At 48.5% G+C, this 26,794-nt stretch carries 28 protein-coding genes and 1 tRNA gene; 20 read left to right on the plus strand and 9 right to left on the minus strand.

Going from position 1 to position 26,794, the window contains the following annotated elements:
- Window positions 1-477: 477 nt before the first annotated feature.
- Together ACESOH_RS06500 and ACESOH_RS06505 are read left to right on the plus strand one after the other, a co-directional pair.
- Window positions 478-2,331, plus strand: coding sequence for an ATP-binding protein (locus ACESOH_RS06500; protein WP_373100437.1), 1,854 nt, complete (start codon window positions 478-480; stop codon window positions 2,329-2,331).
- Between the two features lie 175 nt (window positions 2,332-2,506).
- A complete protein-coding gene (locus tag ACESOH_RS06505; RefSeq protein ID WP_373100438.1) occupies window positions 2,507-3,967 on the plus strand; it encodes a sucrose-specific PTS transporter subunit IIBC in 1,461 nt (486 codons plus the stop codon).
- Between the two features lie 77 nt (window positions 3,968-4,044).
- On the opposite strand, the gene ACESOH_RS06510 is transcribed toward ACESOH_RS06505, so the two are convergent.
- Together ACESOH_RS06510 and ispB are read right to left on the minus strand one after the other, a co-directional pair.
- Window positions 4,045-4,749: an epoxyqueuosine reductase QueH gene (locus ACESOH_RS06510; protein WP_373100439.1), complete on the minus strand. Its 705-nt coding sequence runs from the start codon at window positions 4,747-4,749 to the stop codon at window positions 4,045-4,047.
- A 140-nt stretch (window positions 4,750-4,889) separates the two neighbouring features.
- Window positions 4,890-5,861 (minus strand): octaprenyl diphosphate synthase, encoded by a 972-nt coding sequence (gene ispB / locus ACESOH_RS06515; RefSeq protein ID WP_373100670.1) that lies wholly within the window; start codon window positions 5,859-5,861, stop codon window positions 4,890-4,892.
- A gap of 235 nt (window positions 5,862-6,096) precedes the next feature.
- On the opposite strand from ispB, the gene rplU reads away from it, so the two are divergent.
- The 5 genes from rplU to cgtA all read left to right on the plus strand — a co-directional run bounded on the left by rplU (window position 6,097) and on the right by cgtA (window position 9,879).
- Window positions 6,097-6,408: a 50S ribosomal protein L21 gene (rplU, locus tag ACESOH_RS06520; protein WP_032093524.1), complete on the plus strand. Its 312-nt coding sequence runs from the start codon at window positions 6,097-6,099 to the stop codon at window positions 6,406-6,408.
- Window positions 6,409-6,428: 20 nt separating this feature from the next.
- On the plus strand, window positions 6,429-6,686 hold the full coding sequence (gene rpmA / locus ACESOH_RS06525; protein ID WP_032093525.1) for a 50S ribosomal protein L27: 258 nt from the start codon (window positions 6,429-6,431) through the stop codon (window positions 6,684-6,686).
- A gap of 65 nt (window positions 6,687-6,751) precedes the next feature.
- Window positions 6,752-7,672: a DMT family transporter gene (locus tag ACESOH_RS06530; protein WP_032093526.1), complete on the plus strand. Its 921-nt coding sequence runs from the start codon at window positions 6,752-6,754 to the stop codon at window positions 7,670-7,672.
- A gap of 14 nt (window positions 7,673-7,686) precedes the next feature.
- A complete protein-coding gene (locus tag ACESOH_RS06535) occupies window positions 7,687-8,631 on the plus strand; it encodes a DMT family transporter (RefSeq protein ID WP_373100440.1) in 945 nt (314 codons plus the stop codon).
- A gap of 72 nt (window positions 8,632-8,703) precedes the next feature.
- Entirely contained in the window at window positions 8,704-9,879 is a 1,176-nt protein-coding gene (gene cgtA / locus ACESOH_RS06540) for an Obg family GTPase CgtA (protein ID WP_373100441.1), read from the plus strand.
- A gap of 48 nt (window positions 9,880-9,927) precedes the next feature.
- On the opposite strand, the gene rapZ is transcribed toward cgtA, so the two are convergent.
- The 5 genes from rapZ to lptC are packed head-to-tail and all read right to left on the minus strand — an operon-like array spanning window position 9,928 to window position 13,127.
- Entirely contained in the window at window positions 9,928-10,782 is an 855-nt protein-coding gene (gene rapZ / locus ACESOH_RS06545; protein ID WP_032093529.1) for an RNase adapter RapZ, read from the minus strand.
- A gap of 1 nt (window position 10,783) precedes the next feature.
- The gene (gene ptsN, locus ACESOH_RS06550; protein WP_373100671.1) at window positions 10,784-11,293 is read right to left on the minus strand and encodes a PTS IIA-like nitrogen regulatory protein PtsN; all 510 of its coding nucleotides are present in this window, start codon (window positions 11,291-11,293) and stop codon (window positions 10,784-10,786) included.
- A gap of 18 nt (window positions 11,294-11,311) precedes the next feature.
- On the minus strand, window positions 11,312-12,037 hold the full coding sequence (gene lptB, locus ACESOH_RS06555) for an LPS export ABC transporter ATP-binding protein (RefSeq protein ID WP_032093531.1): 726 nt from the start codon (window positions 12,035-12,037) through the stop codon (window positions 11,312-11,314).
- Between the two features lie 12 nt (window positions 12,038-12,049).
- On the minus strand, window positions 12,050-12,571 hold the full coding sequence (lptA, locus tag ACESOH_RS06560) for a lipopolysaccharide transport periplasmic protein LptA (protein ID WP_373100442.1): 522 nt from the start codon (window positions 12,569-12,571) through the stop codon (window positions 12,050-12,052).
- Window positions 12,552-13,127 carry an LPS export ABC transporter periplasmic protein LptC gene (gene lptC, locus ACESOH_RS06565; RefSeq protein ID WP_032093533.1) on the minus strand — a complete coding sequence of 192 codons (576 nt, stop codon included), beginning with the start codon at window positions 13,125-13,127 and terminating at the stop codon, window positions 12,552-12,554. The genes lptA and lptC overlap by 20 nt, the downstream gene beginning before the upstream one ends.
- A gap of 249 nt (window positions 13,128-13,376) precedes the next feature.
- Here lptC and mlaF point away from each other — a divergent pair, with 249 nt between their 5' ends.
- Genes mlaF through murA form a run of 7 tightly spaced genes read left to right on the plus strand, consistent with a single transcriptional unit; the run spans window position 13,377 to window position 18,095 of the window.
- Window positions 13,377-14,171: a phospholipid ABC transporter ATP-binding protein MlaF gene (gene mlaF / locus ACESOH_RS06570; RefSeq protein WP_032093534.1), complete on the plus strand. Its 795-nt coding sequence runs from the start codon at window positions 13,377-13,379 to the stop codon at window positions 14,169-14,171.
- Entirely contained in the window at window positions 14,168-14,953 is a 786-nt protein-coding gene (gene mlaE / locus ACESOH_RS06575; RefSeq protein WP_032093535.1) for a lipid asymmetry maintenance ABC transporter permease subunit MlaE, read from the plus strand. The genes mlaF and mlaE overlap by 4 nt, the downstream gene beginning before the upstream one ends.
- A gap of 36 nt (window positions 14,954-14,989) precedes the next feature.
- Window positions 14,990-15,511, plus strand: coding sequence for an outer membrane lipid asymmetry maintenance protein MlaD (gene mlaD, locus ACESOH_RS06580; protein ID WP_373100443.1), 522 nt, complete (start codon window positions 14,990-14,992; stop codon window positions 15,509-15,511).
- A gap of 41 nt (window positions 15,512-15,552) precedes the next feature.
- Window positions 15,553-16,191, plus strand: coding sequence for a phospholipid-binding protein MlaC (gene mlaC, locus ACESOH_RS06585; RefSeq protein ID WP_032093537.1), 639 nt, complete (start codon window positions 15,553-15,555; stop codon window positions 16,189-16,191).
- A gap of 3 nt (window positions 16,192-16,194) precedes the next feature.
- Window positions 16,195-16,566, plus strand: a complete 372-nt coding sequence (locus ACESOH_RS06590; RefSeq protein WP_032093538.1) for an STAS domain-containing protein — start codon at window positions 16,195-16,197, stop codon at window positions 16,564-16,566.
- Window positions 16,547-16,804 carry a BolA family protein gene (locus tag ACESOH_RS06595; protein WP_032093539.1) on the plus strand — a complete coding sequence of 86 codons (258 nt, stop codon included), beginning with the start codon at window positions 16,547-16,549 and terminating at the stop codon, window positions 16,802-16,804. The genes ACESOH_RS06590 and ACESOH_RS06595 overlap by 20 nt, the downstream gene beginning before the upstream one ends.
- A gap of 16 nt (window positions 16,805-16,820) precedes the next feature.
- Window positions 16,821-18,095, plus strand: coding sequence for a UDP-N-acetylglucosamine 1-carboxyvinyltransferase (gene murA / locus ACESOH_RS06600; RefSeq protein WP_373100444.1), 1,275 nt, complete (start codon window positions 16,821-16,823; stop codon window positions 18,093-18,095).
- Window positions 18,096-18,152: 57 nt separating this feature from the next.
- Here the strand turns inward: murA and fbp are convergent, their stop codons facing one another.
- A complete protein-coding gene (gene fbp, locus ACESOH_RS06605) occupies window positions 18,153-19,154 on the minus strand; it encodes a class 1 fructose-bisphosphatase (RefSeq protein WP_032093541.1) in 1,002 nt (333 codons plus the stop codon).
- 144 nt (window positions 19,155-19,298) lie between these two features.
- Between fbp and mpl the strand changes: the two genes are divergently transcribed.
- Both mpl and ACESOH_RS06615 read left to right on the plus strand, forming a co-directional pair.
- Window positions 19,299-20,687: a UDP-N-acetylmuramate:L-alanyl-gamma-D-glutamyl-meso-diaminopimelate ligase gene (gene mpl, locus ACESOH_RS06610; protein WP_373100445.1), complete on the plus strand. Its 1,389-nt coding sequence runs from the start codon at window positions 19,299-19,301 to the stop codon at window positions 20,685-20,687.
- Window positions 20,688-20,832: 145 nt separating this feature from the next.
- The gene (locus tag ACESOH_RS06615; RefSeq protein ID WP_032093543.1) at window positions 20,833-21,042 is read left to right on the plus strand and encodes a cold-shock protein; all 210 of its coding nucleotides are present in this window, start codon (window positions 20,833-20,835) and stop codon (window positions 21,040-21,042) included.
- Between the two features lie 123 nt (window positions 21,043-21,165).
- Here the strand turns inward: ACESOH_RS06615 and ACESOH_RS06620 are convergent.
- Window positions 21,166-21,242 (minus strand) — tRNA-Met (locus ACESOH_RS06620).
- Between the two features lie 201 nt (window positions 21,243-21,443).
- Here ACESOH_RS06620 and mltA point away from each other — a divergent pair.
- The 4 genes from mltA to rlmKL all read left to right on the plus strand — a co-directional run bounded on the left by mltA (window position 21,444) and on the right by rlmKL (window position 26,678).
- Window positions 21,444-22,553: a murein transglycosylase A gene (mltA, locus tag ACESOH_RS06625; protein ID WP_032093544.1), complete on the plus strand. Its 1,110-nt coding sequence runs from the start codon at window positions 21,444-21,446 to the stop codon at window positions 22,551-22,553.
- The gene (gene tcdA / locus ACESOH_RS06630) at window positions 22,553-23,326 is read left to right on the plus strand and encodes a tRNA cyclic N6-threonylcarbamoyladenosine(37) synthase TcdA (protein ID WP_373100446.1); all 774 of its coding nucleotides are present in this window, start codon (window positions 22,553-22,555) and stop codon (window positions 23,324-23,326) included. The genes mltA and tcdA overlap by 1 nt, the downstream gene beginning before the upstream one ends.
- A 94-nt stretch (window positions 23,327-23,420) precedes the next feature.
- Window positions 23,421-24,407 (plus strand): zinc ABC transporter substrate-binding protein ZnuA, encoded by a 987-nt coding sequence (gene znuA, locus ACESOH_RS06635; RefSeq protein ID WP_373100447.1) that lies wholly within the window; start codon window positions 23,421-23,423, stop codon window positions 24,405-24,407.
- A 123-nt stretch (window positions 24,408-24,530) separates the two neighbouring features.
- Window positions 24,531-26,678 (plus strand): bifunctional 23S rRNA (guanine(2069)-N(7))-methyltransferase RlmK/23S rRNA (guanine(2445)-N(2))-methyltransferase RlmL, encoded by a 2,148-nt coding sequence (gene rlmKL / locus ACESOH_RS06640; RefSeq protein WP_373100448.1) that lies wholly within the window; start codon window positions 24,531-24,533, stop codon window positions 26,676-26,678.
- Window positions 26,679-26,794 lie beyond the last annotated feature (116 nt).

Below are 26,794 nucleotides of genomic sequence, written 5' to 3' on the forward strand. Positions count from 1 at the left end.
CAAAACATAAACTCAACTCAATCAAACTCAACAACCCAACCGCAATAAAAAACAGGTAAAAAAATCACCGCACTTTTGTTGTTTCGGCCGGCGGTGAATCAAGCAAAAAAGTCAAAACATAAACCCAACCTAATCCAACTCAACACAACCACCAGACAACAATAAAAAACAGGTAAAAAAATCACCGCACTTTTAGGTCAACCAAAGATGAAGATAAAGTGCGGTGGGTGTTGAGAGAATTTTTTTCTAAACAAATCAAAACATAAACTCAACTCAATCAAACTCAACAACCCAACTGCAAGAAAAAACCGACAAAAAAATTACCGCACTTTTAGGTTAACGGAGATAAAGGGGATAATAAAGTGCGGTGGATTTTTGATAAATTTTATCCCTTTTGCAGGGGTAAATGGGGCGGCTTTTCACATTTTAATAAGGATGATAGAATGTTTGACAGGTCGGTTTAGTTTTTTGATTTGTATGAAAAATTTAAAGTATTTCGCGAAAAAATATGTGGATTGGGTGATTCGTTTAGGGCGCTTTAAGTTTTCCCTGTTGGGGGTGTGCATTCTGGCGGTTTTTGCTTTATTTGTGCAGATATTATTAAGTCTGTCTGTCGTCGGTACCGTGTATTGGGATGATGTGGCGCGTTCCGTGATATTCGGGCTTTTTTCTGCGCCTTTTGTGATTTATTTTTTTACTTTACTGGTTGAAAGACTGGAAAAATCCAGACTTGAGCTGGCTAAATCGGTGGACAGCCTGCGCCGCGAGGTTTCCGAGCGCATTCTGGCGGAGCGAAAACTGTCGATCGCCCTGAATGATTTGGAGCAAAATAATCGAAATAAAACAGCATTAATGACGACCATTAGTCATGAATTGCGTACCCCATTAAACGGTATCATCGGTTTAAGCCGCATATTGCTGGACGGTTCGCTTAATGAACAGCAGCGGGATTACCTTAAGACCATCAGCATGAGTGCCATATCGCTCGGGCATATTTTCAGTGATATTGTTGATTTGGAAAAAATCGACGCCAAACGGATTGAATTAAATTGCAAAGAAACCGACCTGCGCCGTTTTTTAAGCGATATCGCCAATTTTGCCACGCTGATGGCGGAACAAAATAAATTAAAATTCGAAATGTATTGTGCGCCGGATTTGCCGGATTGGCTGATGCTGGACAGCGCCAGATTAAGTCAGGTGCTATGGAATTTGATCAGTAATGCCGTTAAGTTTACCCCGCAGGGACAGATTAATCTGGCGGTGCGTCGGTTGTCTGCCGACACCTTTTCCTTTGCCATTTCCGACACTGGTATCGGCATTGCGCAGGCGGAGCTGGAAAATATTTTTACCATGTATTATCAGGTGAAATCCGATTCTAACCAACGGGCCGGGAGCGGTATCGGGTTAGCCATTTCCCGCACGATAGCCCGTTTAATGCAAGGCGATTTGACTGTGACCAGCGAACCGGGAAAAGGCTCGACCTTTTTGCTCACCCTGAAAGCGCAGGAAATTGCCAAACCGTCGGAGGAAACGCAGAATATACCGACCACCTTATCAATTTTATTAGTCGAAGATATTGAAGTGAATATTATCGTTGCCAAATCTGTTCTGGAAAAACTCGGCTATTCCGTTGATGTTGCAATGACCGGGCGGCAGGCGATAGAAAAATTCGAACATCATTATTATGATCTCATTTTGCTGGATATTCAGCTGCCGGATATGTCCGGCTTTGATGTGGCCATGTATTTGCGACAAAAGTATGAAGACGGCAGCTATGATTTTCTGCCGCCGCTGATTGCGCTGACGGCGAATGTGATGCAAAGCAAGCAAACTTATCAGCAAAAAGGAATGGATGATGTTTTGCGTAAACCGTTATCGTTAGATGAACTGACTCATTGTTTACAAGACTATTTCGGCGAGGAAATACACCCCGGTTTGACCTTAGCCCCGCCGGCGCCGGAGACATGGCAGGAAGATGAATTTCTTGATCTTGCCATGTTGAACGAACTCCGCGGGATTTTAGATACTGCGCTGATAAAAAATAACATATTGCTGTTTCAGCAGACGATGCCGGGTTATATTGATGAATTATTCGCGGCTTACCAACATTATCAACGCTCGCAAAATACAACCGATGTGGCGTCCGTTGCCCATAAAATCAAAGGTGCCGCCGCCTCTGTCGGGTTAAAACGTATTCAGCAAATCGCCGCGCAGGCTCAGACGCCGGAAGCCGAGGATTGGGCGGTGAAGATCGATAACTGGGTTCATGCGTTAGCCGATTTCTGGCAGGAAGACGTGCAGCGGTTGCAGCAGTGGATTGATAATGTTTGATCGCGGTTAAGCATTTCATGCCGGGGCGTTTGGTACGAAAGTGCGGTCATTTTTGCCGGCTTTTTTAGAAATAGATCACGAAACGGCGATTTTTTCCTGATTTTGCTAGAATCGCTTAACCGTTTTAGTTAGAATTTGCTGACTCATTTTATTACCAACCCTCCAGGAGAACGATATGAACTTCCCTAATATTGCCAAACAAGTGATTAACAAACTTGGCGGCAAGGACAATATCAGCGCGTTAGCCCATTGTGCGACCCGTTTACGCATCGTCGTGAAAGACGAGTCTAAAATTGATAAAGAGGCCATTGAAAATATCGACGGGGTCAAAGGACAGTTTTCCGTATCCGGTCAATATCAGATTATCTTCGGTTCCGGTACGGTCAATAAAGTCCACGCCGAAATGTCTGCGCTGCTCAATATGGGCGATATGACCAAAAACGAAGTCGCGGCGGCCAGTACGGAAAAACAAAACTGGTTAATGCGCATTGTCAAAGGGCTGGCGGATATCTTTGTACCGATTATTCCGGCTATTGTGGCCGGCGGTTTGCTGATGGGTATTCATAGCATGCTGACGGCGCAAGGGTTTTTCTGGAGTATTCCGCAGGCGCTGCGCGAAACGGGCGAGACAATCAGCGGCTTTTCTGTGGTTGATCGCTATTCCGCGATCTCCGATTTGGTTGATTTTATTAATACCGTTGCCAATGCGCCGTTTGTTTTCCTGCCGGTGCTGCTCGGATTTTCCGCCACGCGTAAATTCGGCGGAAACCCGTTCCTGGGGGCGGCATTAGGGATGTTGCTGGTTCACCCGGCGCTGGCCGACGGTTGGAATTATGCGTTAACCGCAGCGCAGGGCAAAATTACCTACTGGAATGTGCTGGGGCTGGAAATTGAAAAAGTCGGTTATCAGGGAACCGTTATTCCAACGCTGGTTTCCGCCTGGGTGTTGGCGACATTGGAAAAAACCTTCCGTAAATTTGTGCCTTCTTATCTGGATAATCTGATTACCCCGCTGTTCTCTTTGTTTATTGCCGGATTATTGGCGTTTACCGTAATCGGGCCGTTGGGGCGTGAAGCGGGGGATATTATTACCAAAGGGCTGACTTGGTTATATGACACGCTCGGCTTTGTCGGCGGCGGCGTGTTCGGAACGTTCTACGCGCCTATCGTCATCACCGGTATGCACCAAACCTTTATCGCCGTCGAAACGCAATTATTATCCAACATGACTTTATCCGGCGGAACGTTCATTTTCCCGATCGCCGCCATGTCGAATATCGCTCAGGGCGCCGCTTGTCTGGGTGTGGCGTTTGCGCTGAAAGATCCTAAAGTGCGCGGGCTGGCGATTCCGTCCGGCGTTTCGGCATTATTGGGCATTACCGAACCGGCCATGTTCGGGGTGAACTTACGTTATCGTCAGGCCTTTTTGGCGGCGATGATCGGTTCCGGTTTGGCCAGCGCTTTTATCGCGTTTTTTAACGTAAAAGCACAGGCGCTGGGCGCGGCGGGATTACTGGGCATTCCGTCTATCAAACCGGATAGTCTGGCGATGTACTGTATCGGTATGCTGATTTCTTTCTGCGTTGCCTTTACGCTGTCTGTGATTTTAGTCAAAAGAGCGCAGGCAAAGGCCTGATAAGATAAAAAATCAAGCAGAAAATACCGCACTTTGCAGCGCTCAAAGTGCGGTATGTTTTATCTGTGTTTTTAATTTTAATCTGCGTGATAGAACAAGGTGCCGATTTCGATTTTCTGACGCCCGTTTTTCTCACGCCATTTGTTGGTGTCGCGCAGGGAATAGACGCAACCGCAATATTCCTGCTGATAAAAACGCTCACGTTTGCTGATTTCGATCATGCGCTGTGAGCCGCCGCCTTTGCGCCAGTTGTAATCCCAGTAAACGACATCGTCATATTTATCCGCGGCGCGATGACCGCAGCCGTTAATCTGGTTCATATCTTTCCAACGGGAAATCCCCAGACAGCTGGTAAAAACCGGAAAACCGTTTTCATGGGCATATTGCGCCGCTTTTTCAAAGCGCATATCAAAACACATGGTGCAGCGAATGCCGCGTTCCGGTTCGTCTTCCATACCTTTGGCGCGATCAAACCAGTTTTGCCGGTCATAATCGGCGTCAATAAACGGGATGCCCCATTTTTCGGCAAAGCGAATATTTTCTTCTTTCCGAATCAGGTATTCTTTCAGCGGGTGAATATTCGGATTGTAGAAAAAAATCGTAAACTCGATACCGGAGGCATGAATGGCTTCCATCACTTCGCCTGAGCAGGGCGCGCAGCAGGAATGCAGCAATAATTTATTATGTCCGCCCGGCAGGGTGAGTTTGGGGCGAATGAACGGCGCATCGGGTTGGTTGCCTTTGCGCGTTAATTTCTGTGGTTTCTGTTGTTCTGTCGTCATGATTAATGCTTTGTTTATCGTAAAGTTAAGTTTTCACCGCAATTTTGCCGTTTTAATCTGATGAAGAACGCCGCCCGGCAGGCGGGCTGCGCTTCGGCGCAGTGAAAAAGTGCGGTCAAAAAAAGGGTATTTTTATAATCTTAATATTCCCGTTCTACGGAAAGATAAGCCAATGAGATCAAGGCGGTTTTATACGCGCTGTGCGGTAAAACCGCAATGGCGTCAACGGCTTTCTGCGCTTCTTCACGGGCGCGCTGCATGGCATAATCCAGCGATTTATGTTGCGCCATAATCGCCAGCACTTGCGCTAAAATGTCGCGCTTGCCGCCCTGTTCAATCGCATTGCGGATTAAGGCGGACTGCGTTTCATCTCCCTGCCGCATGGCGTGCAACAGCGGCAATGTCGGTTTACCTTCGGCTAAATCATCGCCCACATTTTTGCCCAGCGCCTGTGCGTTGGCGCTGTAATCCAGTACATCGTCAACCAATTGGAAGGCGGTGCCGAGATAACGCCCGTAATCCTGCAGCGCTTGTTCCTGCTGTGGCGTCGCGCCGGCGGCAATGGCGGCACATTGAGTGGCGGCCTCAAATAAGCGCGCCGTTTTGCTGTAAATGACCCGCATATAATTTTCTTCCGTAATATCCGGATCATTGACATTCATTAATTGCTGCACTTCCCCTTCGGCAATAACATTCGTCGCTTCCGACATGATTTTTAAAATTTTTAATGAATTCACCTGCGTCATCAGCTGGAACGAACGGGTGTAAATATAATCGCCGACCAAGACGCTGGCCGCATTGCCGAATTCGTTATTGGCGGTGGGCTTACCGCGCCGCATATCCGATTCGTCCACCACATCATCGTGCAGCAAGGTGGCGGTATGAGTGAATTCGATAAATGCCGCGCAGGTGATATGATCTTCACCTTGATAACCCAGCGCATTGGCCGCCAGTACGGCAATCATCGGGCGGATGCGTTTGCCGCCGCCCTGAATAATGTAGTAACCGAGCTGATTAATCAGCGCCACATCGGAATTAAGCTGAGCTAAAATCGTAGTGTTTACTTTCTGCATATCCCCGCTGATTAAAGCCTGGATCGCATGAATATCCATTAGGTTGGTTTTTTCTGTCATCGCGCATATCGGTAAAAGACTAAAGTGCGGTTGATTGTACCCGATTTTCCGGGCTTTCTGAAATCAAACCGGAAGAAATCGGAAATTTTTTATTTTATTGCAAAGAAGTTCTTGCTATCAGCGGGTTTTTTCCGTAGAATTTGCGACCTATTTATATGAATTTTGATGTGCTGAATGGGTTAACATTGTAAGCACAATGTATAGCGGAGTATTTATGTACGCAGTTTTCCAAAGTGGCGGTAAACAACACCGAGTCAGCGAAGGTCAGGTTGTTCGTTTAGAAAAACTTGAAATCGCAACGGGCGAAACCGTTGAGTTCGACTCAGTGTTAATGGTCGTTAACGGTGAAGATGTAAAAATTGGTGCCCCGGTGGTTGCCGGCGGTAAAGTAGTGGCTGAAGTGGTTTCCCACGGTCGTGGCGATAAAGTTAAAATCGTCAAATTCCGTCGTCGTAAACACAGCCGTAAACAGCAAGGTCATCGTCAGTGGTTCACGGAAGTGAAAATCACTGGGATTCAGGCATAATTTCAGAGGAGATCAAGTAGATGGCAACTAAAAAAGCTGGTGGTTCAACTCGTAACGGTCGCGATTCTGAAGCTAAACGCCTTGGTGTGAAACGTTTCGGTGGGGAATCCGTATTAGCAGGCAGCATTATCGTTCGTCAACGTGGTACAAAATTCCATGCCGGTAACAATGTCGGTATCGGACGTGACCACACTTTATTCGCAACCGCGGACGGTAAAGTGAAATTTGAAGTGAAAGGCGAGAAAAACCGTAAATACGTCAGTATCGTTACCGAGTAATTTCTAAAACACGCAATAAAATGCCTCACAATTGTTTGTGGGGCTTTTTTTATTAAAGGACAGCGATGAAACAACCTATAGCAGGCTTTCTTTTCGGGCTGACGGCAGCCTTTATGTGGAGTTCACTGCCTATTTTTGTACAGCAGGTCGTGCAAGTGATGGATATTCAGACCTCGGTGTGGTATCGGTTTGCTTTAGCGGCCGTCGGGTTGTTTATATTGTTATGTTTAAGCGGCAAACCGTTTAAATTCACTCGGTTGGGCGGGAAAGACACGCTACTGATTCTGCTTGGTATCGGCGGATTATCGGTGAACTTCTTTCTGTATAATCTGGCGCTGAAATATATTCCCCCGACCACCAGTCAGGTACTCAGTCCGTTATCTTCGTTTATTATGCTGATTGTCGGCGTTTTTCTGTTTAAAGAAAAAATGGGAATGCATCAGCGAATCGGGCTGGGGTTTTTAGTGCTGGGTCTGTTGCTGTTCTTTAATGAGCGGGTCGATGACTTTTTACAGTTAAATCTGTATTCCAAAGGGGTCATCTTTATTGTGCTGTCCAGTTTTATCTGGGTGGTTTACGCGATTGCGCAGAAATTATTGCTGGCTCGGCTTAATTCGCAGCAAATCCTGTTAATGATTTATATCGGTTGCGCACTGGTTTTTCTGCCCTTTGCCGATGTGCCGCAGATTGTCGAACTGAATACCTTCCAGCGGATCTGTCTGATTTTATCCGGCGTAAATACGATTATCGCATACGGCTGCTATGCCGAGGCATTAAATCGCTGGGATATTGCCAAAGTCAGTGCCATTTTGACGCAGATCCCGGTATTTACGCTGATTTTTTCTCATCTGGCGGTGGCAATCAGCCCGCAGCGTTTTGCGGCGGTGGAGTTAAACTGGATAAGTTATTGCGGTGCGCTGTGCGTGGTGTTGGGCGCCCTGTTATCGGCATTGGGGCATAAATTAAAACTGGTCAGATTGTTATAAGTGAAGGAATCGGTATGAAACAGCAACCGTTGTTAGGATTTATGTTTGCGTTAATCACCGCCATGGCGTGGGGATCGTTGCCGCTTGCCTTAAAGCAGGTGTTAACCGCAATGGATACGCTGACTATCGTCTGGTATCGCTTTCTGGTTGCCACACTGGCATTATTGCTGTTGCTTGGCATCAGCGGAAAGCTGCCGAAACTCTCCCAGCTCAACCGTTATTTTGTGGGGCTGGCGGTTATCGGTATTCTCGGGTTGGCCGGCAATTTCTCGCTGTTTAATTCCTCACTGCGCTTTATAGAACCGTCGGTGGCGCAGATCTTCATTCATTTATCCTCATTTATGATGCTGTTTTGCGGCGTAGTTATTTTTAAGGAAACGCTGGGATTACATCAAAAAATCGGGGTTGTGGTGCTGATTATCGGGTTATGTTTGTTTTTCAATGACAGACTGGATGATTTTACCCGCTTAAATGATTATTTTATCGGGGTGATATTGAGCGTTTGCGCATCGATTATTTGGGTGACTTACGGCTTGGCGCAAAAATTAATGCTGCGCCGGTTCAGCTCGCAGCAGGTGCTGCTAATGATTTATTTCGGCTGTGCGGTCGTATTTACGCCCTTTGCCGACTTTCCGCAGGTGGAGGCGCTAAGCGGCTTTACCTTACTTTGCTTTATTTATTGCTGTTTGAATACCCTGATAGGCTATGGCGCCTATGCCGAAGCGCTGAATCGCTGGGATGTGGCGAAAGTCAGCGTCGTGATTACTTTGGTGCCGTTATTTACCATTTTATTTTCCCATTTGCTGCATTATTGTTTACCGCAGCATTTTGCCGCGCCGGAATTAAATTCCATCAGTTACCTCGGCGCATTGGTGGTCGTACTCGGTGCGATGACATCCGCGATCGGGCATCGTTTTATCAAACCGAAACCGGTACCCAAAATCAAGATGCCGGATTAACCCGACAATCGGCCAAAGTGCGGTGCATTTTGAGCGAAAATAAAGAGAGACAGAAAACCATAAGGAGACAAAATGAAGTTTATTGATGAAGCCTTGATTCGTGTCGAGGCCGGCGACGGCGGTAACGGCTGCGTCAGTTTCCGGCGTGAAAAATATATTCCGAAAGGCGGGCCGGACGGCGGTGACGGCGGTGACGGCGGCGATGTGTATTTGCTGGCGGATGAAAACCTGAATACGCTGATTGATTACCGCTTTGAAAAACGATTCGCCGCCGAACGGGGCGAAAACGGGCGAAGTTCCGATTGTACCGGACGCCGGGGCAAAGATATTACCTTGCGCGTGCCGGTCGGAACCCGCGCCATTGATAATGATACCAAAGAAGTGCTGGGCGATTTAACCAAACACGGGGCGAAAATGCTGATCGCAAAAGGCGGCTATCACGGTTTGGGCAATACCCGGTTTAAATCTTCCGTAAACCGTGCGCCGCGCCAGAAAACCAACGGTACGCCGGGCGAAAAACGGGATTTGCAGCTGGAATTAATGCTGTTGGCGGATGTCGGCATGCTGGGATTGCCGAATGCCGGTAAATCAACCTTTATCCGCGCGGTCTCGGCGGCAAAACCGAAGGTGGCCGATTATCCCTTTACCACGTTAGTGCCGAGCCTTGGCGTGGCGCGCGTTGATGCCAACCGCAGCTTTGTGGTGGCGGATATTCCGGGGCTGATTGAAGGCGCGTCTGAAGGCGCCGGATTGGGGATCCGTTTCTTGAAGCATTTGGAGCGTTGCCGGGTGCTGATTCATTTGGTGGATATCGCGCCGATTGACGGCAGCGATCCGGCGGATAATATTGCCATTATCGAAACGGAATTATTCCGTTACAGCGAAGCGCTGGCGGATAAACCGCGCTGGCTGGTGTTTAATAAGATTGATACGCTGTCCGATGAGGAAGCGGAGCAGCGCGCCGCAGAAATTGCTCAGCGTTTGGCGTGGGAAGGGGATTACTATCTGATTTCCGCCGTTACCGGTAAAAATATCCGGCCGCTTTGCCGGGATATTATGGACTTTATTGAGGCCAATCCGCGTGAAGAGGCGCAGGTTGTTGAGCAGCCCGCCGAAGTCGCCTTTAAATGGGACGATTATCATCAGACCCAGCTGGCGCAGCACGCGGTGGAAGACGACGATGACGATGACTGGGACGACTGGTCGGAGGAAGACGAAGAAGGCGTCGAAATTATTTATAAGCCTTAAACCCGAAAAGTGCGGTGAAAATACCGCACTTTTTTTTGTGTCTGTCAGTTACTTTTTATGCCGTTCCAAGGATTTATGCTGAATCCGGACGTTTTTTCCCTTTGCCAGAAAGTATTCGCCCAGTTGTTGCGCGATGTACACTGAGCGGTGTTTGCCGCCGGTGCAGCCGATGGCAATGGTTAAATAGCTGCGGTTGTTTTGTTCCAGCATCGGCAGCCAGGTTTCGATGTAGCTGCGGGTTTGATAAATAAAGTTGTTGACTTCCGTATGTTTATTCAAAAAATCGGCGACCGGTTTATCTAAGCCGGTCAGGGGGCGGAGTTCCGGATTCCAGTGTGGATTCGGCAGAAAACGGACGTCGAAGACGTAATCCGCATCAAGCGGTAAACCATATTTAAAGCCGAAAGATTCGACGATGATTTTCAGCTCTTTGTCCGTATTGCCGCGCAGAAACTCGCGCAGACGTTCCGCCAGTTCGTGAGTGGATAAGCGGGCGGTATCGATGATGATATTGGCCTGTTGAATCAGCGGTTCTAAATAGGCTTGTTCCGCATCAATGGCGGCTTCCAGCGACAAATCCTGAATGGACAGCGGATGCAGCCGGCGCGAGTCGCTGTAGCGTCGGATTAAAGTGCTGCGATCCGTGTCGAGAAAGATAATTTTAAGCTGGTGGCTGTCCTGTAAGCGGGAAAGTACCTGCTCCAGTTGCGAGGTGCTATTCGGCAGATTACGGATATCGATGCTGATCGCAACGGAAGACTGATTGGCGGACAGAATATCGACCAGCTGCGGCAGTAAATCTACCGGCAGATTATCGACACAATAATAGCCGATATCTTCCAAAGCCCGTAAGGCGACGGATTTTCCGGCGCCGGAACGACCGCTGATGATGATGATTTCCATATTAGACCTGCTGTTGTTCGTTCACTGTTTGGTTCGCGTTTGATTGATTTATCTGATCGTAATGCTGAAAAATCTGCCAGATTTCCTCCGCACTTTGGGCGCTTCTCAGCTGTTTGCAAAGTGTTTTGTCCAACAATTCGTCCGCCAGTTTCGGCAATACCGACTGTGAAAATTCGGCGCAGATACGGGCGGGAATGAATAACGCCAAAATCAGATCCACCTCGCGGTGGTCGGCGGCTTCGTAGTCGATCGGTGTGTCCAGCTGCAGAAAGACGGCAATCGGCCGGTTTCCGTCCGGCAGCCGGCCTTTCGGCATAGCCACGCCGTTGCCCAGCCCCGAATTGCCCAGTTTTTCACGATTAAACAGGTAGTCGAAACCGCAATGCTCGCCGTCGGGGATCTCAAGCTGCGGGGCAACTATACGTCCGATAGTTTCAAACACCCGTTTTTTACTGGAACACACAACGCCCTGACGAATATTGTCGGGCGTCAGTAATTGAGTTAATGTCACCATAGTCATAAACCGCAACTATAATTTAAACTGTTCGCCTAAATAAACACGTCTGACATGTTCGTTGTTCATCACCTCTTGCGGCGTACCGGTGGCGATCATTTTGCCTGCGCTGACGATATAAGCCCGCTGGCAGACATCCAGCGTTTCGCGCACATTATGATCGGTGATAAGTACGCCTAGTCCCCGGTCGCGCAGATCCATAATGATTTTTTTGATATCAATGACGGAGATCGGATCGACGCCGGCAAAGGGTTCGTCCAGCAGAATAAATTTAGGATTCGCCGCCAGCGCGCGCGCGATCTCTACCCGGCGACGTTCCCCGCCAGATAAGGATTGACCCAGATTATCACGGATATGCCCGATGTTAAATTCGTCGATCAGCTCATCGGCTCTTTCACGTCGTTGTCTGCCGTTGAGATCTTTGCGGATTTCCAATACCGCCATCAGATTGTCATAAACGCTGAGACGGCGGAAAATCGACGCTTCCTGCGGCAAATAGCCGATCCCCCGCTGTGCGCGGTTGTGCATCGGCAACAGGCTGATATCTTCGTCATCAATGCGGATCTTTCCCTGATCATGGCGGATCAGACCGACCACCATATAAAATGTCGTGGTTTTACCGGCACCATTGGGGCCGAGCAGACCGACGATTTCATTCGAATTTACGGTTAAGCTGACATCGGCGACCACCTGACGGCTTTTATAGCTTTTGGTGAGGTTTTCGGCATAAAGAATAGACATAAACGCGTAATCCTATTTTTTCTTCTTCTGATCATTTAGCTGGTTCGGAATTAAAATGGTTTTCACCCGGGATTTCCCGTTACCATTGGCTTTCAGCTGTTGTTTTTTCACATCGTAAGTGATGACTTCGCCGTTAATTTTACTATCCAGCTGTTTTAGCTCGGCATTGCCGGTCAGGGTTAAAAATTCCGTGCCCAGATCATAATGCACTTTATTGGCTTTACCGTCCACCGGTTTGCCGTCATCCAGCAGCTGGTGGAACGTCACCGGGTTTCCGAAAGCATCGACGGTGTCTTTTTTACCCGAATTTTCCGGCGGTCGGGTGATCACGACTTTATTGGCTTTGATCAAAATGGAACCCTGCGTGATAACCACATTATCGGAAAAGGTCACCACACTGTTTTCCATATCCAGCGACTGATTGTCGGATTCGATATTAATCGGTTGATTCGTATCGTCTTTTAACGCCAATGCCGGCACCGATGCCATCATCAGGGTTGTGAGTAAGAAAATTTTATTGCTTATTGATTTCATAATGTGTTTTTACCTGCTCTTTCAGGGTGGCGATCTGTTGTTGTAAATTACCGCTTAGCTTTAATCCGGTGGAATTAAAGTTTAAGCCGTTGATGGTGACCATTGTATCAGATGTGATATCCTGCGTCTTTAAATTCACCACCGCACGCTGGGTTTCCACCCGTTGCAGGCGGGAATCGGCCAGCAGACTTTGTACGATCACGTTGCCGTTTAAATACAGCATATTCTCTTGGCTTAATTTGGCCTTGTCCGCGCTGATTTTCCAGCTTTGCCCGCCTAATTGCCCGGTTTGAATATCATACAGATAAACGACGGGGCGGTGGAAATCCGTATGTTTGTCGCTGGCGTAATGCTCGACTTTGTCGGACAGCGCCAGATATTGTTTTTTACCGCTAGGCGAATACACGGTGGTCTGCATGTTCTGACCGATATATTCCGGGCCGTCATCGGACTTGATCAGATCATTGAGGTTTTCATCAGCCTGATGGAGGCTGTAAAACCACGCGAGTAAGGCAAGGGTGATGACGGATAAAACGATATTCCAGCGGATCTTCATAAATGTGTCTGCTCGTCGGTTGTTAAAAAATCAGAAACGAATAATAGCATAATTTTTGCCGAGCAAGTAATAACGCACGGATAAATGGTAAGGAAAGTGCGGTGATATTTGGCGGAGAATTTTATTGAGGAACGTTTTTTTCAAATCGCGGTCAAACAGGAAAGCGGATTTAGATTTGACATTCAGCCTAAATTCATAGAATATCACTAACTTCATTTTTTATATCGAAACAGGGCAAACAACGGTTTTATGGCTAACCCCTTGGTTGAGGTGAAAAATCTCACATTTAAACGCGGTGAACGCACCATTTACGATAAGCTTAATTTGCGGGTTGAACAAGGCAAAATCACCGCAATTATGGGGCCGTCGGGAATTGGTAAAACCACCTTGCTGAAGCTCATCGGCGGGCAGTTAATTCCCGAACAGGGCGAAATTTTATTCGACGGACAGGATATCTGCAAAATGTCCCGCGCCGAACTGTATCGGGCGCGCAACCGGATGGGCATGCTGTTTCAATCCGGCGCGCTGTTCACCGATATGTCCACCTTTGATAATGTCGCGTTTACCATTCGCGAACATACCCGCCTGCCGGAAGCCTTAATCCGTAAAATCGTGTTAATGAAGCTTGAATCCGTCGGGTTGCGCGGTGCGGCCGATCTGATGCCGTCGGAGCTGTCCGGCGGGATGGCAAGACGGGCGGCGCTGGCCAGAACCATTGCGCTGGATCCGGATTTGATTATGTATGATGAACCTTTTACCGGTCAGGATCCTATCAGCATGGGCGTGATTATCAGCCTGATCAAACGCTTAAACGAAGCGTTGCAGCTGACCTCCATTGTGGTTTCGCATGATGTTCAGGAAGTGCTGAGTATTGCCGATTACGCCTATATCATCGCCGATAAACGCGTCATCGCCGAAGGCAGTGCGCAACAGTTGCTCGCAAGCCGTGATCCGCAGGTGATTCAGTTTATCAAAGGCGAAGCTGACGGCCCGGTGCATTTTCATTATCCGGCGCGGGATTATGTTCAGGAGTTATTCGAATGATAGTGAATATGATTTCCGCATTCGGGCGCACGGCAATAACTTTTTGCCGTTCTCTCGGCAGTGCGGGTTTTATGCTGTGGGGCGCCCTGATCGGCAAACCGCAGATAAGAAAGCATTTCCCGCTGTTAATTAAACAGTTACATGTCCTCGGCGTGCAGTCTTTGCTGATTATTATGCTGTCCGGTTTGTTTATCGGTATGGTTATCGGGCTACAGGGCTATGTGGTATTGGTGGATTTTGCGGCGGAAACCAGCCTCGGGCAATTGGTGGCGCTGTCTTTATTGCGCGAATTAGGGCCGGTTGTGACCGCACTTTTATTTGCCGGGCGTGCCGGCTCGGCATTGACCGCGGAAATCGGTTTAATGAAAGCGACCGAACAATTATCCAGTCTGGAAATGATGGCGGTCGATCCGCTGCGACGGGTGATTTCGCCGCGCTTTTGGGCCGGGGTGATCGCGATGCCGATTCTGGCGATTATTTTTACCGCGGTAGGCATTTGGGGCGGCTCGCTGGTCGGGGTGGACTGGAAAGGCGTGGATGCCGGCAGTTTCTGGTCGGTGATGCAAAATTCGGTCAGCTGGAGCTACGATATTCTTAACGGCTTTATTAAAAGTCTTTGCTTTGCGGTATCGGTGGTCTGGATTGCCTTATTTAACGGGTATCACTGTATTCCGACCTCGGAAGGCATCAGTAAAGCGACGACCAAAACCGTGGTGAACGCCTCTTTGGTTGTACTGGGATTGGATTTTGTGCTCACGGCAGTCATGTTCGGGGCGGGTTAAGTGAATTAAAAGTGCGGTAAAAAATCAGGACATTTTATGCGACAAACAACTAAATACGAATTTTGGGTCGGTTTATTTTTATTACTCGGCATTGCGGCATTGGTCTTTTTAGGCCTGAAAGTGGCGAATGTACAGGGATTTAATGAGGCGAAAAGTTACCATATCAGTGCAACTTTTGATAATATCGGCGGACTAAAAGTACGGGCGCCGTTAAAAGTCGGCGGAGTGGTGATCGGCCGGGTTACCGATATTGAGCTGGACCCTAAGACTTATCTGCCGGTGGTGAAAATCGCCATTAATCAGGCCTATCACGACATTCCGGATAACAGCTCGCTGTCAATTAAAACATCCGGTCTGTTAGGCGAGCAATATGTGGCGTTAAGTCTCGGCTTTGATGACGGTGAAACCACCGAAATGCTGAAAGACGGCAGCAAGATCATTGATACCAAATCCGCCATCGTACTGGAAGATCTCATCGGTCAGTTCCTGTATGGCGATAAAAACAAGTCTGAGCATGCCGACGCGAGCAAGGAATCTGCCGAAGCGGATTCGCAGTAAGACGGACACTCTTTTTAACGATATTTGAACGGGAGAAATCAATGTTAAAAATTCAATTAAACCGCTGGTTAGCGAAAACAGTCGTAATTATGACCGCACTTTTCAGCCTGCAGGCCTTTGCCGATGACAGTCCTTATGCCTTGATGCAGCAGGCCTCGGATAAGCTGTTCAGCGATATTGCAGCCAATCAGAGCAAAATCAAACAGGATCCGAATTATCTGAAAACCGTCGTACGTCAGGATTTAATGCCTTATGTGCATGTGAATTACGCCGGCTCGTTGGTATTGGGGCAGCATTTTAAATCCACCACGCCGGAGCAGCGGGCGACATTTTTCTCCGCTTTCGATAAATTTATCGAACAGGCTTATGCGCAGGCGCTGACTATGTACACGCAGCAGAAAATTGAAATTGAAAAGCCGAAAAATGTGTCCGACAATCAGGTCAGTATTCGGGTGAAAGTGTTGCAAACCGGCAACGCCGCCCCGATAAATCTTAACTTTTTCTGGCGCAAAAACAGTAAAACCGGTCAATGGCAGGTGTACGATATGGCGGCGGAAGGGGTCAGCATGGTAGATACCAAAAAGCAGGAGTGGGCGCCTATTTTGCGTAAAGACGGTATTGAAGCCTTGACCGCTCAGGTTCGTAAAGCGGCTAATGTGCCGGTAACCTTAGGCAAGTAACCCATGCAAAGCAAGAACGGTTTGAGTTGGGAATCGGCACGGAATGATGATAAGATAACGCTCCGATTAGCCGGCGAGCTATCCAGAAATACGTTGCTGCCATTGTGGCGGCAACGTTATTCTTTTTTATCGGCGGAAAAACTGGCCGGGCAATCGGTGGTGTGGGAACTGGCCGGCATTACGCGGATTGACAGTGCCGGTTTTGCATTGTTATGCGATTTTATTCAGCTGTGCCGGAGCATGAAGGTCAACCGGCAGAATATCGTCCATGCGCCCGTGCAGTTAGTCACCTTAGCGGATCTGTTCGGTTTAGCCGACTGGATGAAACCATTTTTACAATTTGATGGAAAACTTAATGGAAACTCAGGAAATTGAACGAATTCTAAAACAGGCTTTAAATCTTGATGAAGTGTATGTGCAGGGAGAGGATGCCCATTTCGGCGTTATCGTGGTGGATGATGAGATTGCCCGGTTATCCAGAGTTAAGCAGCAACAAAGAATTTATGCGCCGTTAATGAATTATTTTTCCAGCGGTGAGATTCATGCGCTGACAATCAAAACGTTCAGCGTTGAAAAATGGAAACGCGAACGTTTACTCAATCCTTTAAACTAAGTGGCGGTAAAGTATTATGCAAAAATTTCGTGTTTACGGTCAGTCCCGTTTGAGCGGTACGGTCAATATTTCCGGGGCAAAAAATGCGGCGCTGCCGATTCTGTTTGCCGCAATTTTAGCGCAAGAGCCGGTGGTGTTAAGCAATGTGCCGGAACTTAAAGACATTGATACCACGTTAAAAATTCTGCGTCGTTTAGGCGTAGTCGTCGAACGGGATGAAAGCGGCAAAGTGCATTTGGACGCGTCTCATATTGACCATTTCACGGCGCCTTACGAACTGGTTAAAACCATGCGGGCGTCTATCTGGGCGCTGGCGCCGTTGGTGGCTCGTTTTAATCAGGGGCAGGTTTCTTTACCGGGCGGATGTTCTATCGGCGCCCGACCGGTTGATTTGCATATCAGCGGATTGGAACGTTTAGGCGCTAAAATTACGCTGGAAGACGGCTATGTGAAAGCCTATGTGGACAATCGTCTGACAGGTACCCGTATCGTGATGGAAAAAGTCAGTGTTGGGGCGACCTTATCCATTATGATTGCCGCCACACTGGCGAAAGGCACGACGGTGATTGAAAATGCCGCCCGCGAACCGGAAATCAGCGATACCGCGGTATTTTTAAATAAAATGGGGGCGAAAATCAGTGGCGCCGGCTCCGATACGATTACCATCGAAGGAGTGGAACGCCTGGGCGGTTGCGAACACAGTATCGTCGCGGATCGTATTGAAACCGGTACATTTTTGGTCGCCGCCGCGATTTCCGGCGGACGTATCGTATGTAAAAATACCAAAGCGGATACCCTTGATGCGGTGATTGATAAACTGCGTGAGGCCGGCGCACAGGTTGATGTCAAGGAAGACACGATTACATTGGATATGCTCGGTTATCGTCCGAAAGCCGTGAATATTCGTACCGCACCTTATCCGGGTTTTCCGACCGATATGCAGGCGCAGTTTACCCTGCTGAATATGGTTGCCAACGGCACCAGTATTATTACCGAAACCATCTTTGAAAATCGCTTTATGCATATTCCCGAATTGGTACGCATGGGCGGTAAAGCGGAAATCGAAGGCAATACCGCCATTTGTCACGGGGTTGAACGGCTTTCCGGCGCGGAAGTGATGGCCACCGATTTGCGCGCGTCGATAAGTTTAGTGCTGGCGGGCTGTATTGCAACCGGGGAGACCATTGTGGATCGGATTTATCATATTGACCGCGGTTATGAACATATTGAAGAAAAACTGCGCGGCTTAGGCGCCCGCATTGAACGTTTTTCCGATCATGACGGCGAATAAATTCGAATACGACAACGGCAACCGAGAGGTTGCCGTTTTGCGTTTAATCGACACGGCTTAACCGAATTCACGCATAAAATCCTGCGCTTTTTCCACCATATCTTTAGAGCCGATAAACAACGGAATACGTTGATGAAGTTCAGCCGGCTGAATATCCAGAATGCGATGGTAGCCGTCGCTGGCGATACCGCCCGCCTGTTCGGCTAAAAATGCCATCGGATTGCCTTCATACAGCAACCGCAGTTTGCCCTTCGGATATGTTGTAGCGCTCGGATAAATATAAATCCCGCCTTTCAGCATATTACGGTGGAAATCGGAGACCAGCGAGCCGATATAACGCGAAGTATAAGGCCGCCCTGTGGTTTTATCTTCTTCCTGACAATATTTAATGTATTTTTTCACCCCCAGCGGGAATTTTAAATACTGCCCTTCGTTAATGGAATAAATCTTGCCGCTGTGCGGAATCTGAATGTTCTCGTGCGATAAGCAGAAGACGCCGAGAGACGGATCATAAGTGAAGCCGTTGACACCGTTGCCGGTGGTATAAACCAGCATCGTGGATGAACCGTAAACGATATAACCGGCGGCAACCTGACGATTGCCCGGTTGCAGAAAGTCTTCCAGCGTAACCGGCGTGCCGATCGGTGAAATGCGGCGGTAAATTGAGAAAATGGTGCCGACCGCCACATTCACATCAATATTGGAAGAACCGTCCAGCGGATCGGTCAGAATCACATATTTGGCATTACGACCGCGTTCGGTATCGAAAGCGACGAAATTTTCTTCTTCCTCCGAGGCGAATCCCGCCACTTCTTCCCGTGCGATCAACGCCTGTTTCATGGTATTGTGGGCAAATAAATCCAGTTTCATCTGCGCTTCGCCCTGCACGTTTTCCACACCGGAGTTACCGATGATGTTGTTTGTCAGTCCGGCTTTATTGATATCACGGTGAATCACTTTCGCGACCAAACGTATGGAAGACAGAATACCCGATAATTCGCCTTTGGCATTGGGGTATTCCGCCTGTTTTTCTATAATGAACTGTCCTAATGTCTTCATATTGTTATCCTGTTTGATTAATAAATTTACTCTCTAAGAGAGTTGATTTATTATAGCAACCTTTAGTTTCGGGCTACAAAGCTGATTTTTAATCTGTGATCCTAACCACATTTTTATACTAACTTTTTTATCAAGAGATAACAAATGACACAAAAACATCTTCATATACTGGGTATTTGCGGCACGTTTATGGGCGGCGTCGCAATCATCGCCAAGCAGATGGGCTATAAAGTCACAGGCTCGGATACCAATGTATATCCGCCGATGAGTACCTTTTTGCAACAAAGCGGTATTGAGATTATTCCGCATTATGATGCCTCCCAGTTGCAGCCCGCACCGGATCTGGTGGTGATCGGCAATGCGATGAAACGCGGAAATCCCTGTGTTGAATATGTGTTGGAGCATAATTTGCCTTATACTTCCGGCCCGCAGTGGCTGCATGATCATTTATTGCGTGAACGCTGGGTGCTGGCGGTTTCCGGTACTCACGGCAAAACCACCACAACCGGCATGCTGAGCTGGATTTTACAACAAAACGGCTTGGAACCGGGATTTTTAATCGGCGGTATTGCCGGTAATTTCGGCACCTCGGCGCGTTTGGGCGGCAGTCAATTTTTTGTGATCGAAGCGGACGAATATGACACGGCATTTTTTGATAAACGCTCTAAATTCGTCCATTACAATCCGAAAACCCTGATTATCAATAATATCGGTTTTGATCACGCGGATATTTTTGACGACCTGAAAGCGATTCAGCGTCAGTTTCATCATATGATCCGCACCATGCCTGCCAGCGGTCGCATTCTTTCCGTGGCGGCGGAACAGAGCGTGAAAGAAACGCTTGAAATGGGCTGTTGGTCGGAAACCCAGTTTTTAGGCGAGGGACAGGAATGGCACGCCCGGCGGCTGACTAATGACAGCAGCGAATTTACCGTATTTCATCACGGCGAGGAAGCCGGCACGGTGAAATGGCAGATTGTCGGCCAGCATAATATGCACAATGCGCTGATGGCGATCGCCGCCGCTTACCATGCCGGCGTCAGTATTGAAAATGCCTGTGCGGCGCTGTCCGATTTTGTCAACGCCAAACGCCGTCTGGAAGTGAAAGGCGAGATTAACGGCATTACTGTTTATGATGATTTTGCCCATCATCCGGCAGAAATTCTGGCAACGCTGACCGCACTTCGCGATAAAGTGGGCGGCGGCGTGCGTATCTTAGCGGTGCTGGAGCCGCGTTCCAATACCATGAAAATGGGCGTGCATAAAGATGATCTGGCGCCGGCGCTGGCGCGGGCCGATCATGTCTTTTTATTGCAGCCGGAAAGTATTCCCTGGGAAGTGGTGGATATTGCCAATCAATGCCTGCAACCTGCGAGCTGGTCGGCGAATCCGGATAAGCTGGCGGAGATGGTGGTGCAGGAAGCCAAGCCGACGGATCATGTACTGATCATGTCCAACGGCAGCTTCGGCGGCATTCATCAGAAGATACTGGATAAATTGTCGGTGACGAATCATCTCGGCGATGCTAAATAACGCGTGCTATTTGTCATATATACTGATAGTATAACTGCGCTTTGTTAAGCGAAAAGGGTAACCCGAATAAGTGCGTGGCGGGAGTAATCTATCATCACAATATTATTGCGTTATCTCATTATTTTTTATTAATTAGGATTATATAATGTCTCAAAATAAAGGAACCGTTAAATGGTTCAATGAAACAAAAGGGTTTGGTTTTCTACAGGCGGAAAGCGGAGAAGATGTGTTTGTTCATTTCTCGGCAATCCAGTCGAACGGATTTCGTACGCTGAAAGAAGGCCAGGCGGTCGCTTTTGATATTGTTGATGATAAACGCGGAAAGAAAGCCGAGAACGTAACGATTCTGGCGTAATCACACAAATGTATTGACAAACCGTTACCCGCAAGCGTAGCGGTTTTTTTGTGGGTATTATCCAAGATAGCATGACAGGCAAAAAGAAAAGCCGCGAATACAGTATTCGCGGCTTCTGAAATCTGGTTGCGGGGGCCGGATTTGAACCGACGGCCTTCGGGTTATGAGCCCGACGAGCTACCAAGCTGCTCCACCCCGCGTCTGTGAGGGCGTACTATACGCGATTAAATTTTTAATGCAAGTGAAAATCACGCCGATGTTGATTATTTGTTATAAAAATAGACGATCCGACGCTTTTTGCCGCAACTAAGCGGATAAAATTTATTAAAAAGCACTATATATTCCGTGTATTTTTTGTTACCTTATGGCGTTTCCATTGACTCGGTTTTTTAGGTATCACTATGCAGTTCCAATCCAGAATAACAATCAGATTCGCCGTATTGCTCGGCGTTATATTATTAGCGGCCTGTTCTTCCAAACCGCGGCCCGGCAAAAGCGGCGGTGCCGATAGCAGCTTGGCTAATCCGGAATTATTCGGGGCAAAATATGCCGGGCGCACGTATCAGCAGGCGGTGCTGATGCCGGTATTATCGGTCGACAATAAAAGTGCGGTAATTAATCAGGGCGATTTTTTAACTCAGTTATCCAATGTGCGCAGCTATTCGGGTCGGTTAACCAATCGCTTTGCGCCGACTTACGGCAAAGTCACCAGCTGGGTATTGGCCGGCGCCAATGTGGATGAACTGGCGACGTTCGGCATTCAACCGATGCTGATGAAAGGGCAGGACGGTTATCAGAATGTGCTGATGACCGGCTATTATTCGCCGGTGATTCACGCCCGCCGCACCCAGCAGGGGAAATATAATCAGCCGATTTACGCATTGCCGGTACAAAAACGCTTCAGTCGCGCACAGATTTATGCCGGCGCGTTGCAGGGAAAGGGCTTGGAACTGGCATACAGCGATTCGATGATCGATAATTTTCTGCTGGGCGTTCAGGGCAGCGGTTATGTGGATTTCGGCAATGGCGATCTGAATTATTTCGCCTATGCCGGACAAAACGGGTTTGACTATGTGGCGGTCGGGCGCTTGTTAGTCGAAGACGGCGAAATTGCGAAAGAAAAAATGTCTATTCAGGCGATTAAAGACTGGGCGCAGGCAAATCCGTCACGCTTACAGCGTTTGCTGGAGCGTAATCCTTCCTACGTTTTCTTTAAAAATGATCCGACCGGTCAGGTAAAAGGTTCTGCCGGCGTGCCTTTAGTGCCGATGGCGTCGATCGCCTCCGACCGTAATCTGATCCCGTCCGGTTCGGTGGTGCTGGTGGAAGTGCCGCAAATCGACAACAACGGCAACTGGACCGGCGAACATAAATTGCATTTAATGGTGGCGCTTGATGTGGGCGGCGCAGTGAAAGGCCATCATTTCGATTTATATCGCGGCGTCGGTGATCAGGCGGGGCATATCGCCGGTTTATCAAAACACTACGGACGGGTTTGGTTATTACAATAATGCAGCAACCTACGGATAATTACGAACGCCGCTTCGGCGGCATCGGTCGCCTGTATGGCAGTGCCGCGCTTGCCCGCCTGCAACAGGCGCACGTTTGCGTTATCGGCATTGGCGGCGTCGGTTCCTGGGCGGTGGAGGCGCTGGCACGCTCGGGCATCGGGCAAATCACCATGATCGATATGGATGATATTTGCGTCACCAATATTAACCGCCAGATTCACGCGCTGGGCGATAACGTCGGCAAGCTGAAAACCGAGGTGATGGCACAGCGCATCGGGCTTATCAACCCGGATTGTCAGGTGAATATCATTGACGATTTTATTACGACGCAGAATCTGGCGGACTACCTGAACCGGGGCTATGACTATGTGATCGACGCCATTGACAGCGTCAAAACCAAAGCGGCGCTGATCGCGTACTGCAAACGGCATAAAATCAACATTATTACGGTCGGCGGCGCCGGCGGTCAGACCGATCCGAGCCGGATTCAGATCGCCGATTTAAGCAAAACCATACAGGATCCGCTGGCGGCAAAAGTGCGGTCGCTTTTGCGCAAGGAATATGGTTTCAGCCGAAATCCGAAACGGAAATTCGGGGTTAGCTGCGTGTTTTCCACTCAGCCGCTGATTTTTCCGCAAACCGACGGCAATTGTGCCGTTTCCGCCACCATGAATTGCGCCAACGGTTTCGGTGCGGCAACCATGATTACCGCCACATTCGGCTTTTTTGCCGTGGCTCAGGTGATCGATAAGCTCATTATGGCGCCGCAATAACTTATTTTTTTTAGTAAAAAAAGATAGTAATTCCGGCAAAAAGCGTATAAGCTAATGCGGTTTCTGATAATTATTCTTAACAAGAGGATAGCCTATGAACGCTTTGCATAATACGTTTAAAAAAGCTGCCGTGGCGGCGGCAGTCATGACTTTTTCCGCGGTTGCCAGTGCGACCGTACTGACATCTATCAAACCGCTGGGCTTTATCGCCTCTTCCATTGCCGACGGGGTGACCGATACTGAGGTGCTGGTGCCGATGGGCGCTTCTCCGCATGATTACAGCTTAAAACCCTCCGATATTCAGAAAATCAAATCAGCTGAGCTGATTGTCTGGATTGGCGAAGATGTGGATCTTTTCCTGGATACTTCCGTACTGCGTGATATTGATCGCAAAAAGGTGCTGACCGTCGCGGAAATTTCGGACATCAGCGATGATATGTTGCATCAAGGTGAACATCATCACCATGGTCACGACCACGACCACGACCACGACCACGACCACGACCACGATCATGACCATAAAGCGGACGCTCATGGCGCGGGGCATGCTCATCAGCATGATAATTTAAGCACTAACTGGCATGTCTGGTATTCGCCGGAAGTCAGCGGCATCGTGGCGAAAAAAGTCGCGCAACGGTTAAGCGAACAATATCCGGAAAAACGTACGCTTATCGAACAAAACTTAGCGGAATTTAACCGCACTTTGACGGCGCAAAACGAAAAAATCAAACAGCAGCTGGCGCCGGTGCATGATAAAGGTTTTTACGTCTTCCACGATGCTTACACCTATTTTAATGCCGCTTATCATCTGAACCAGATCGGTGCGTTCACCATTAATCCGCTGGTGGCGCCGGGGGCGAAAACCATTGCGGCGATTAAACATGAAATTGAGGAGCACAAAGTCAGCTGTTTATTTGCCGAACCGCAATTTACACCGAAAGTGATTGATTCCCTGCATAAAGGCACCGGTGTGAAAGTCGGCCGTCTGGATCCGATGGGCGATGCGGTGAAACTGGGTAAAAATTCTTACGCCGACTTCCTGCAATATACCGCCGACAGTTATTTCGATTGTTTGAAATAACCTCTTCATCCACGGGGCGCGGCGAACTTGAAACTGCGCCCCCTGGCGATGCTTAATTAAAATCGACCGCACTTTTCCTCTCTGTTATAATCTCTGCAATTTTTAGCGTTGATGAGAATATTCATGAAAAAACTGTTCGCAACCACCGCCCGTGGTTTTGAAGAATTATTAAAGGTCGAACTGACTGAGCTGGGAGCAAACGACTGCCGGATCGCACAGGGCGGCGTGCATTTTTTAGCCGATGACGAGACCTTATACCGCGCGCTATTGTGGTCGAGACTCAGTTCGCGTATTTTACTGCCGATTGCCGCCGCCAAAATTTACAGCGATTTGGATTTATATGCCGCAGTGATCGGACAAAACTGGGCGGATTATTTTGATGATAAAACCACTTTTTTAGTCGATTTTAACGGCACGAATCGTGAAATCCGCCATACGCAATTCGGTGCGATGCGGGTAAAAGACGGCATTGTGGATTATTTTGAGCGCCACGGTAAGCGCCGCCCGACAGTGGATAAAGCACGGCCGGATATTCGTATTCATGCTTATTTAAACCGTGAGGATTTGATTTTGTCGCTGGATTTAAGCGGCGAAGCGCTGCATATGCGCGGCTATCGTGAAGATACCGGCAAAGCGCCGCTGCGCGAAACACTGGCGGCGGCGATTGTGTTGCGTTCCGGCTGGCAGCGCGGCACGCCGCTGGTGGATCCTATGTGCGGTTCGGGGACGTTGTTAATTGAAGCGGCGCAAATGGACGCGCAAATTGCGCCGCAATTGTATCGTCTGCATTGGGGATTCGATTTCTGGAAAGGACATAATCAGGCCGCGTGGGATAAGGTAAAAGCCGAGGCGATAGCTTTGGCCGCACAGCAACTTGAGAAAAATCCGCAACCGCACTTTTACGGCTTTGATCTGGATCACCGCGTGCTGCAAAAAGCACAGAAAAATGCCGCCAATGCCGGCGTTGCCCATTTGATTCGGTGGCGGCAGGGCGATGTGGCGGGGTTGGTTAATCCGAGTCGGGAAGAAAAAGGAACGCTGATTTGTAACCCGCCTTACGGTGAGCGCTTAGGCACCACGCCGGCATTGATTGCGTTGTATTCGGTGTTCGGCCAGCGGGTCAAGGCGCAGTTCGGCGGCTGGAATCTGTCCGTTTTCAGTGCCGAACCGGCGTTGCTGGATTGCCTGCGGTTGCGTTCTCACCGTCAGTTTAAAGCGAAAAACGGCCCGCTGGACTGCGTGCAGAAAAATTATCAGATTGCAGAACGTCAAACGGAGCAAGCCGAAAGTGCGGTGGAAAATGCGTTAGAATTTAATTCCGAGCATGCGCCGGTGGCATTGGATTTCGCCAATCGGCTGCACAAAAACCGCAAAAAAATTGAAAAATGGGCGAATCAGCAGGGCCTGGATGCGTATCGGTTATATGATGCGGATTTGCCGGAATATAATCTTGCCGTTGATCGTTACGGGGATCATATTGTAGTGCAGGAATATGCCGCGCCGAAAAATATTGATGAAAACAAAGCCCGCCAGCGCTTATTGGATGCGGTGACGGCAACTTTATCGGTAACCGGGGTGGAGACCAATAAACTGGTGCTGAAAGTCCGGCAGAAACAAAAAGGCACCAACCAGTATGAAAAGCTGGCCAATAAGGGCGAGTATTTTTATGTGACCGAATACGGCGCCAGACTTTGGGTGAATTTAACCGATTATCTGGATACCGGCCTGTTTTTGGATCATCGCCTGACCCGCAAAATGCTGGGAGAAATGGCGCGCGATAAAGATTTTTTAAATTTGTTTGCCTACACCGGTTCCGCAACGGTGCATGCCGCACTGGGAAAGGCCAAATCCACGACCACGGTGGATATGTCGAATACCTATTTGAACTGGGCGGAACAGAATCTGATGTTAAATGATGTGGCAGGCAAACAGCATACATTGATTCAGGCGGATTGTCTGCAATGGCTGGAAAAATGCGATCGTCAGTTTGATCTGATTTTTGTGGATCCGCCGACATTTTCCAATTCCAAACGCATGGACGACAGCTGGGATGTGCAGCGCGATCATATTAAATTGCTGAGCGCATTAAAACGGATTTTGCGCCCGCACGGCACAATTGTTTTTTCCAATAATAAACGCGGTTTTAAAATGGATTTTGCCGCGTTGGCAGAACTGGATTTCAGTGCGGTGGACATTTCGGCCAAAACGCGACCTTTGGATTTCGAACGCAATAAACACATCCACAATTGCTGGCTAGTGACGCATAAATAAAAAACGTCGTCTATTTTAACCGCACTTTTTATGCGAGCCTAAGCATGGGCATAATCGGCAAGCCGGCGGGAAATGATCCGCCGCGGTGTTGAGAAAAACGGATTTTGCTATCACAC

Origin of the sequence: Necropsobacter rosorum, from assembly GCF_964241405.1 — a bacterium.
GTDB classification, from domain to species: Bacteria; Pseudomonadota; Gammaproteobacteria; order Enterobacterales; family Pasteurellaceae; genus Necropsobacter; species Necropsobacter rosorum.

Excerpts from the sequence above, each read along its gene's own strand:
- ACESOH_RS06500 (WP_373100437.1), top strand. The coding sequence starts at position 478 with ATGAAAAATTTAAAGTATTTCGCGAAAAAATATGTGGATTGGGTGATT.
- ACESOH_RS06505 (WP_373100438.1), top strand. The coding sequence starts at position 2,507 with ATGAACTTCCCTAATATTGCCAAACAAGTGATTAACAAACTTGGCGGC.
- ACESOH_RS06510 (WP_373100439.1), bottom strand. The coding sequence starts at position 4,749 with ATGACGACAGAACAACAGAAACCACAGAAATTAACGCGCAAAGGCAAC.
- ispB (WP_373100670.1), bottom strand. The coding sequence starts at position 5,861 with ATGGATATTCATGCGATCCAGGCTTTAATCAGCGGGGATATGCAGAAA.
- rplU (WP_032093524.1), top strand. The coding sequence starts at position 6,097 with ATGTACGCAGTTTTCCAAAGTGGCGGTAAACAACACCGAGTCAGCGAA.
- rpmA (WP_032093525.1), top strand. The coding sequence starts at position 6,429 with ATGGCAACTAAAAAAGCTGGTGGTTCAACTCGTAACGGTCGCGATTCT.
- ACESOH_RS06530 (WP_032093526.1), top strand. The coding sequence starts at position 6,752 with ATGAAACAACCTATAGCAGGCTTTCTTTTCGGGCTGACGGCAGCCTTT.
- ACESOH_RS06535 (WP_373100440.1), top strand. The coding sequence starts at position 7,687 with ATGAAACAGCAACCGTTGTTAGGATTTATGTTTGCGTTAATCACCGCC.
- cgtA (WP_373100441.1), top strand. The coding sequence starts at position 8,704 with ATGAAGTTTATTGATGAAGCCTTGATTCGTGTCGAGGCCGGCGACGGC.
- rapZ (WP_032093529.1), bottom strand. The coding sequence starts at position 10,782 with ATGGAAATCATCATCATCAGCGGTCGTTCCGGCGCCGGAAAATCCGTC.
- lptB (WP_032093531.1), bottom strand. The coding sequence starts at position 12,037 with ATGTCTATTCTTTATGCCGAAAACCTCACCAAAAGCTATAAAAGCCGT.
- lptA (WP_373100442.1), bottom strand. The coding sequence starts at position 12,571 with ATGAAATCAATAAGCAATAAAATTTTCTTACTCACAACCCTGATGATG.
- lptC (WP_032093533.1), bottom strand. The coding sequence starts at position 13,127 with ATGAAGATCCGCTGGAATATCGTTTTATCCGTCATCACCCTTGCCTTA.
- mlaF (WP_032093534.1), top strand. The coding sequence starts at position 13,377 with ATGGCTAACCCCTTGGTTGAGGTGAAAAATCTCACATTTAAACGCGGT.
- mlaE (WP_032093535.1), top strand. The coding sequence starts at position 14,168 with ATGATAGTGAATATGATTTCCGCATTCGGGCGCACGGCAATAACTTTT.
- mlaD (WP_373100443.1), top strand. The coding sequence starts at position 14,990 with ATGCGACAAACAACTAAATACGAATTTTGGGTCGGTTTATTTTTATTA.
- mlaC (WP_032093537.1), top strand. The coding sequence starts at position 15,553 with ATGTTAAAAATTCAATTAAACCGCTGGTTAGCGAAAACAGTCGTAATT.
- ACESOH_RS06590 (WP_032093538.1), top strand. The coding sequence starts at position 16,195 with ATGCAAAGCAAGAACGGTTTGAGTTGGGAATCGGCACGGAATGATGAT.
- ACESOH_RS06595 (WP_032093539.1), top strand. The coding sequence starts at position 16,547 with ATGGAAACTCAGGAAATTGAACGAATTCTAAAACAGGCTTTAAATCTT.
- murA (WP_373100444.1), top strand. The coding sequence starts at position 16,821 with ATGCAAAAATTTCGTGTTTACGGTCAGTCCCGTTTGAGCGGTACGGTC.
- fbp (WP_032093541.1), bottom strand. The coding sequence starts at position 19,154 with ATGAAGACATTAGGACAGTTCATTATAGAAAAACAGGCGGAATACCCC.
- mpl (WP_373100445.1), top strand. The coding sequence starts at position 19,299 with ATGACACAAAAACATCTTCATATACTGGGTATTTGCGGCACGTTTATG.
- ACESOH_RS06615 (WP_032093543.1), top strand. The coding sequence starts at position 20,833 with ATGTCTCAAAATAAAGGAACCGTTAAATGGTTCAATGAAACAAAAGGG.
- mltA (WP_032093544.1), top strand. The coding sequence starts at position 21,444 with ATGCAGTTCCAATCCAGAATAACAATCAGATTCGCCGTATTGCTCGGC.
- tcdA (WP_373100446.1), top strand. The coding sequence starts at position 22,553 with ATGCAGCAACCTACGGATAATTACGAACGCCGCTTCGGCGGCATCGGT.
- znuA (WP_373100447.1), top strand. The coding sequence starts at position 23,421 with ATGAACGCTTTGCATAATACGTTTAAAAAAGCTGCCGTGGCGGCGGCA.
- rlmKL (WP_373100448.1), top strand. The coding sequence starts at position 24,531 with ATGAAAAAACTGTTCGCAACCACCGCCCGTGGTTTTGAAGAATTATTA.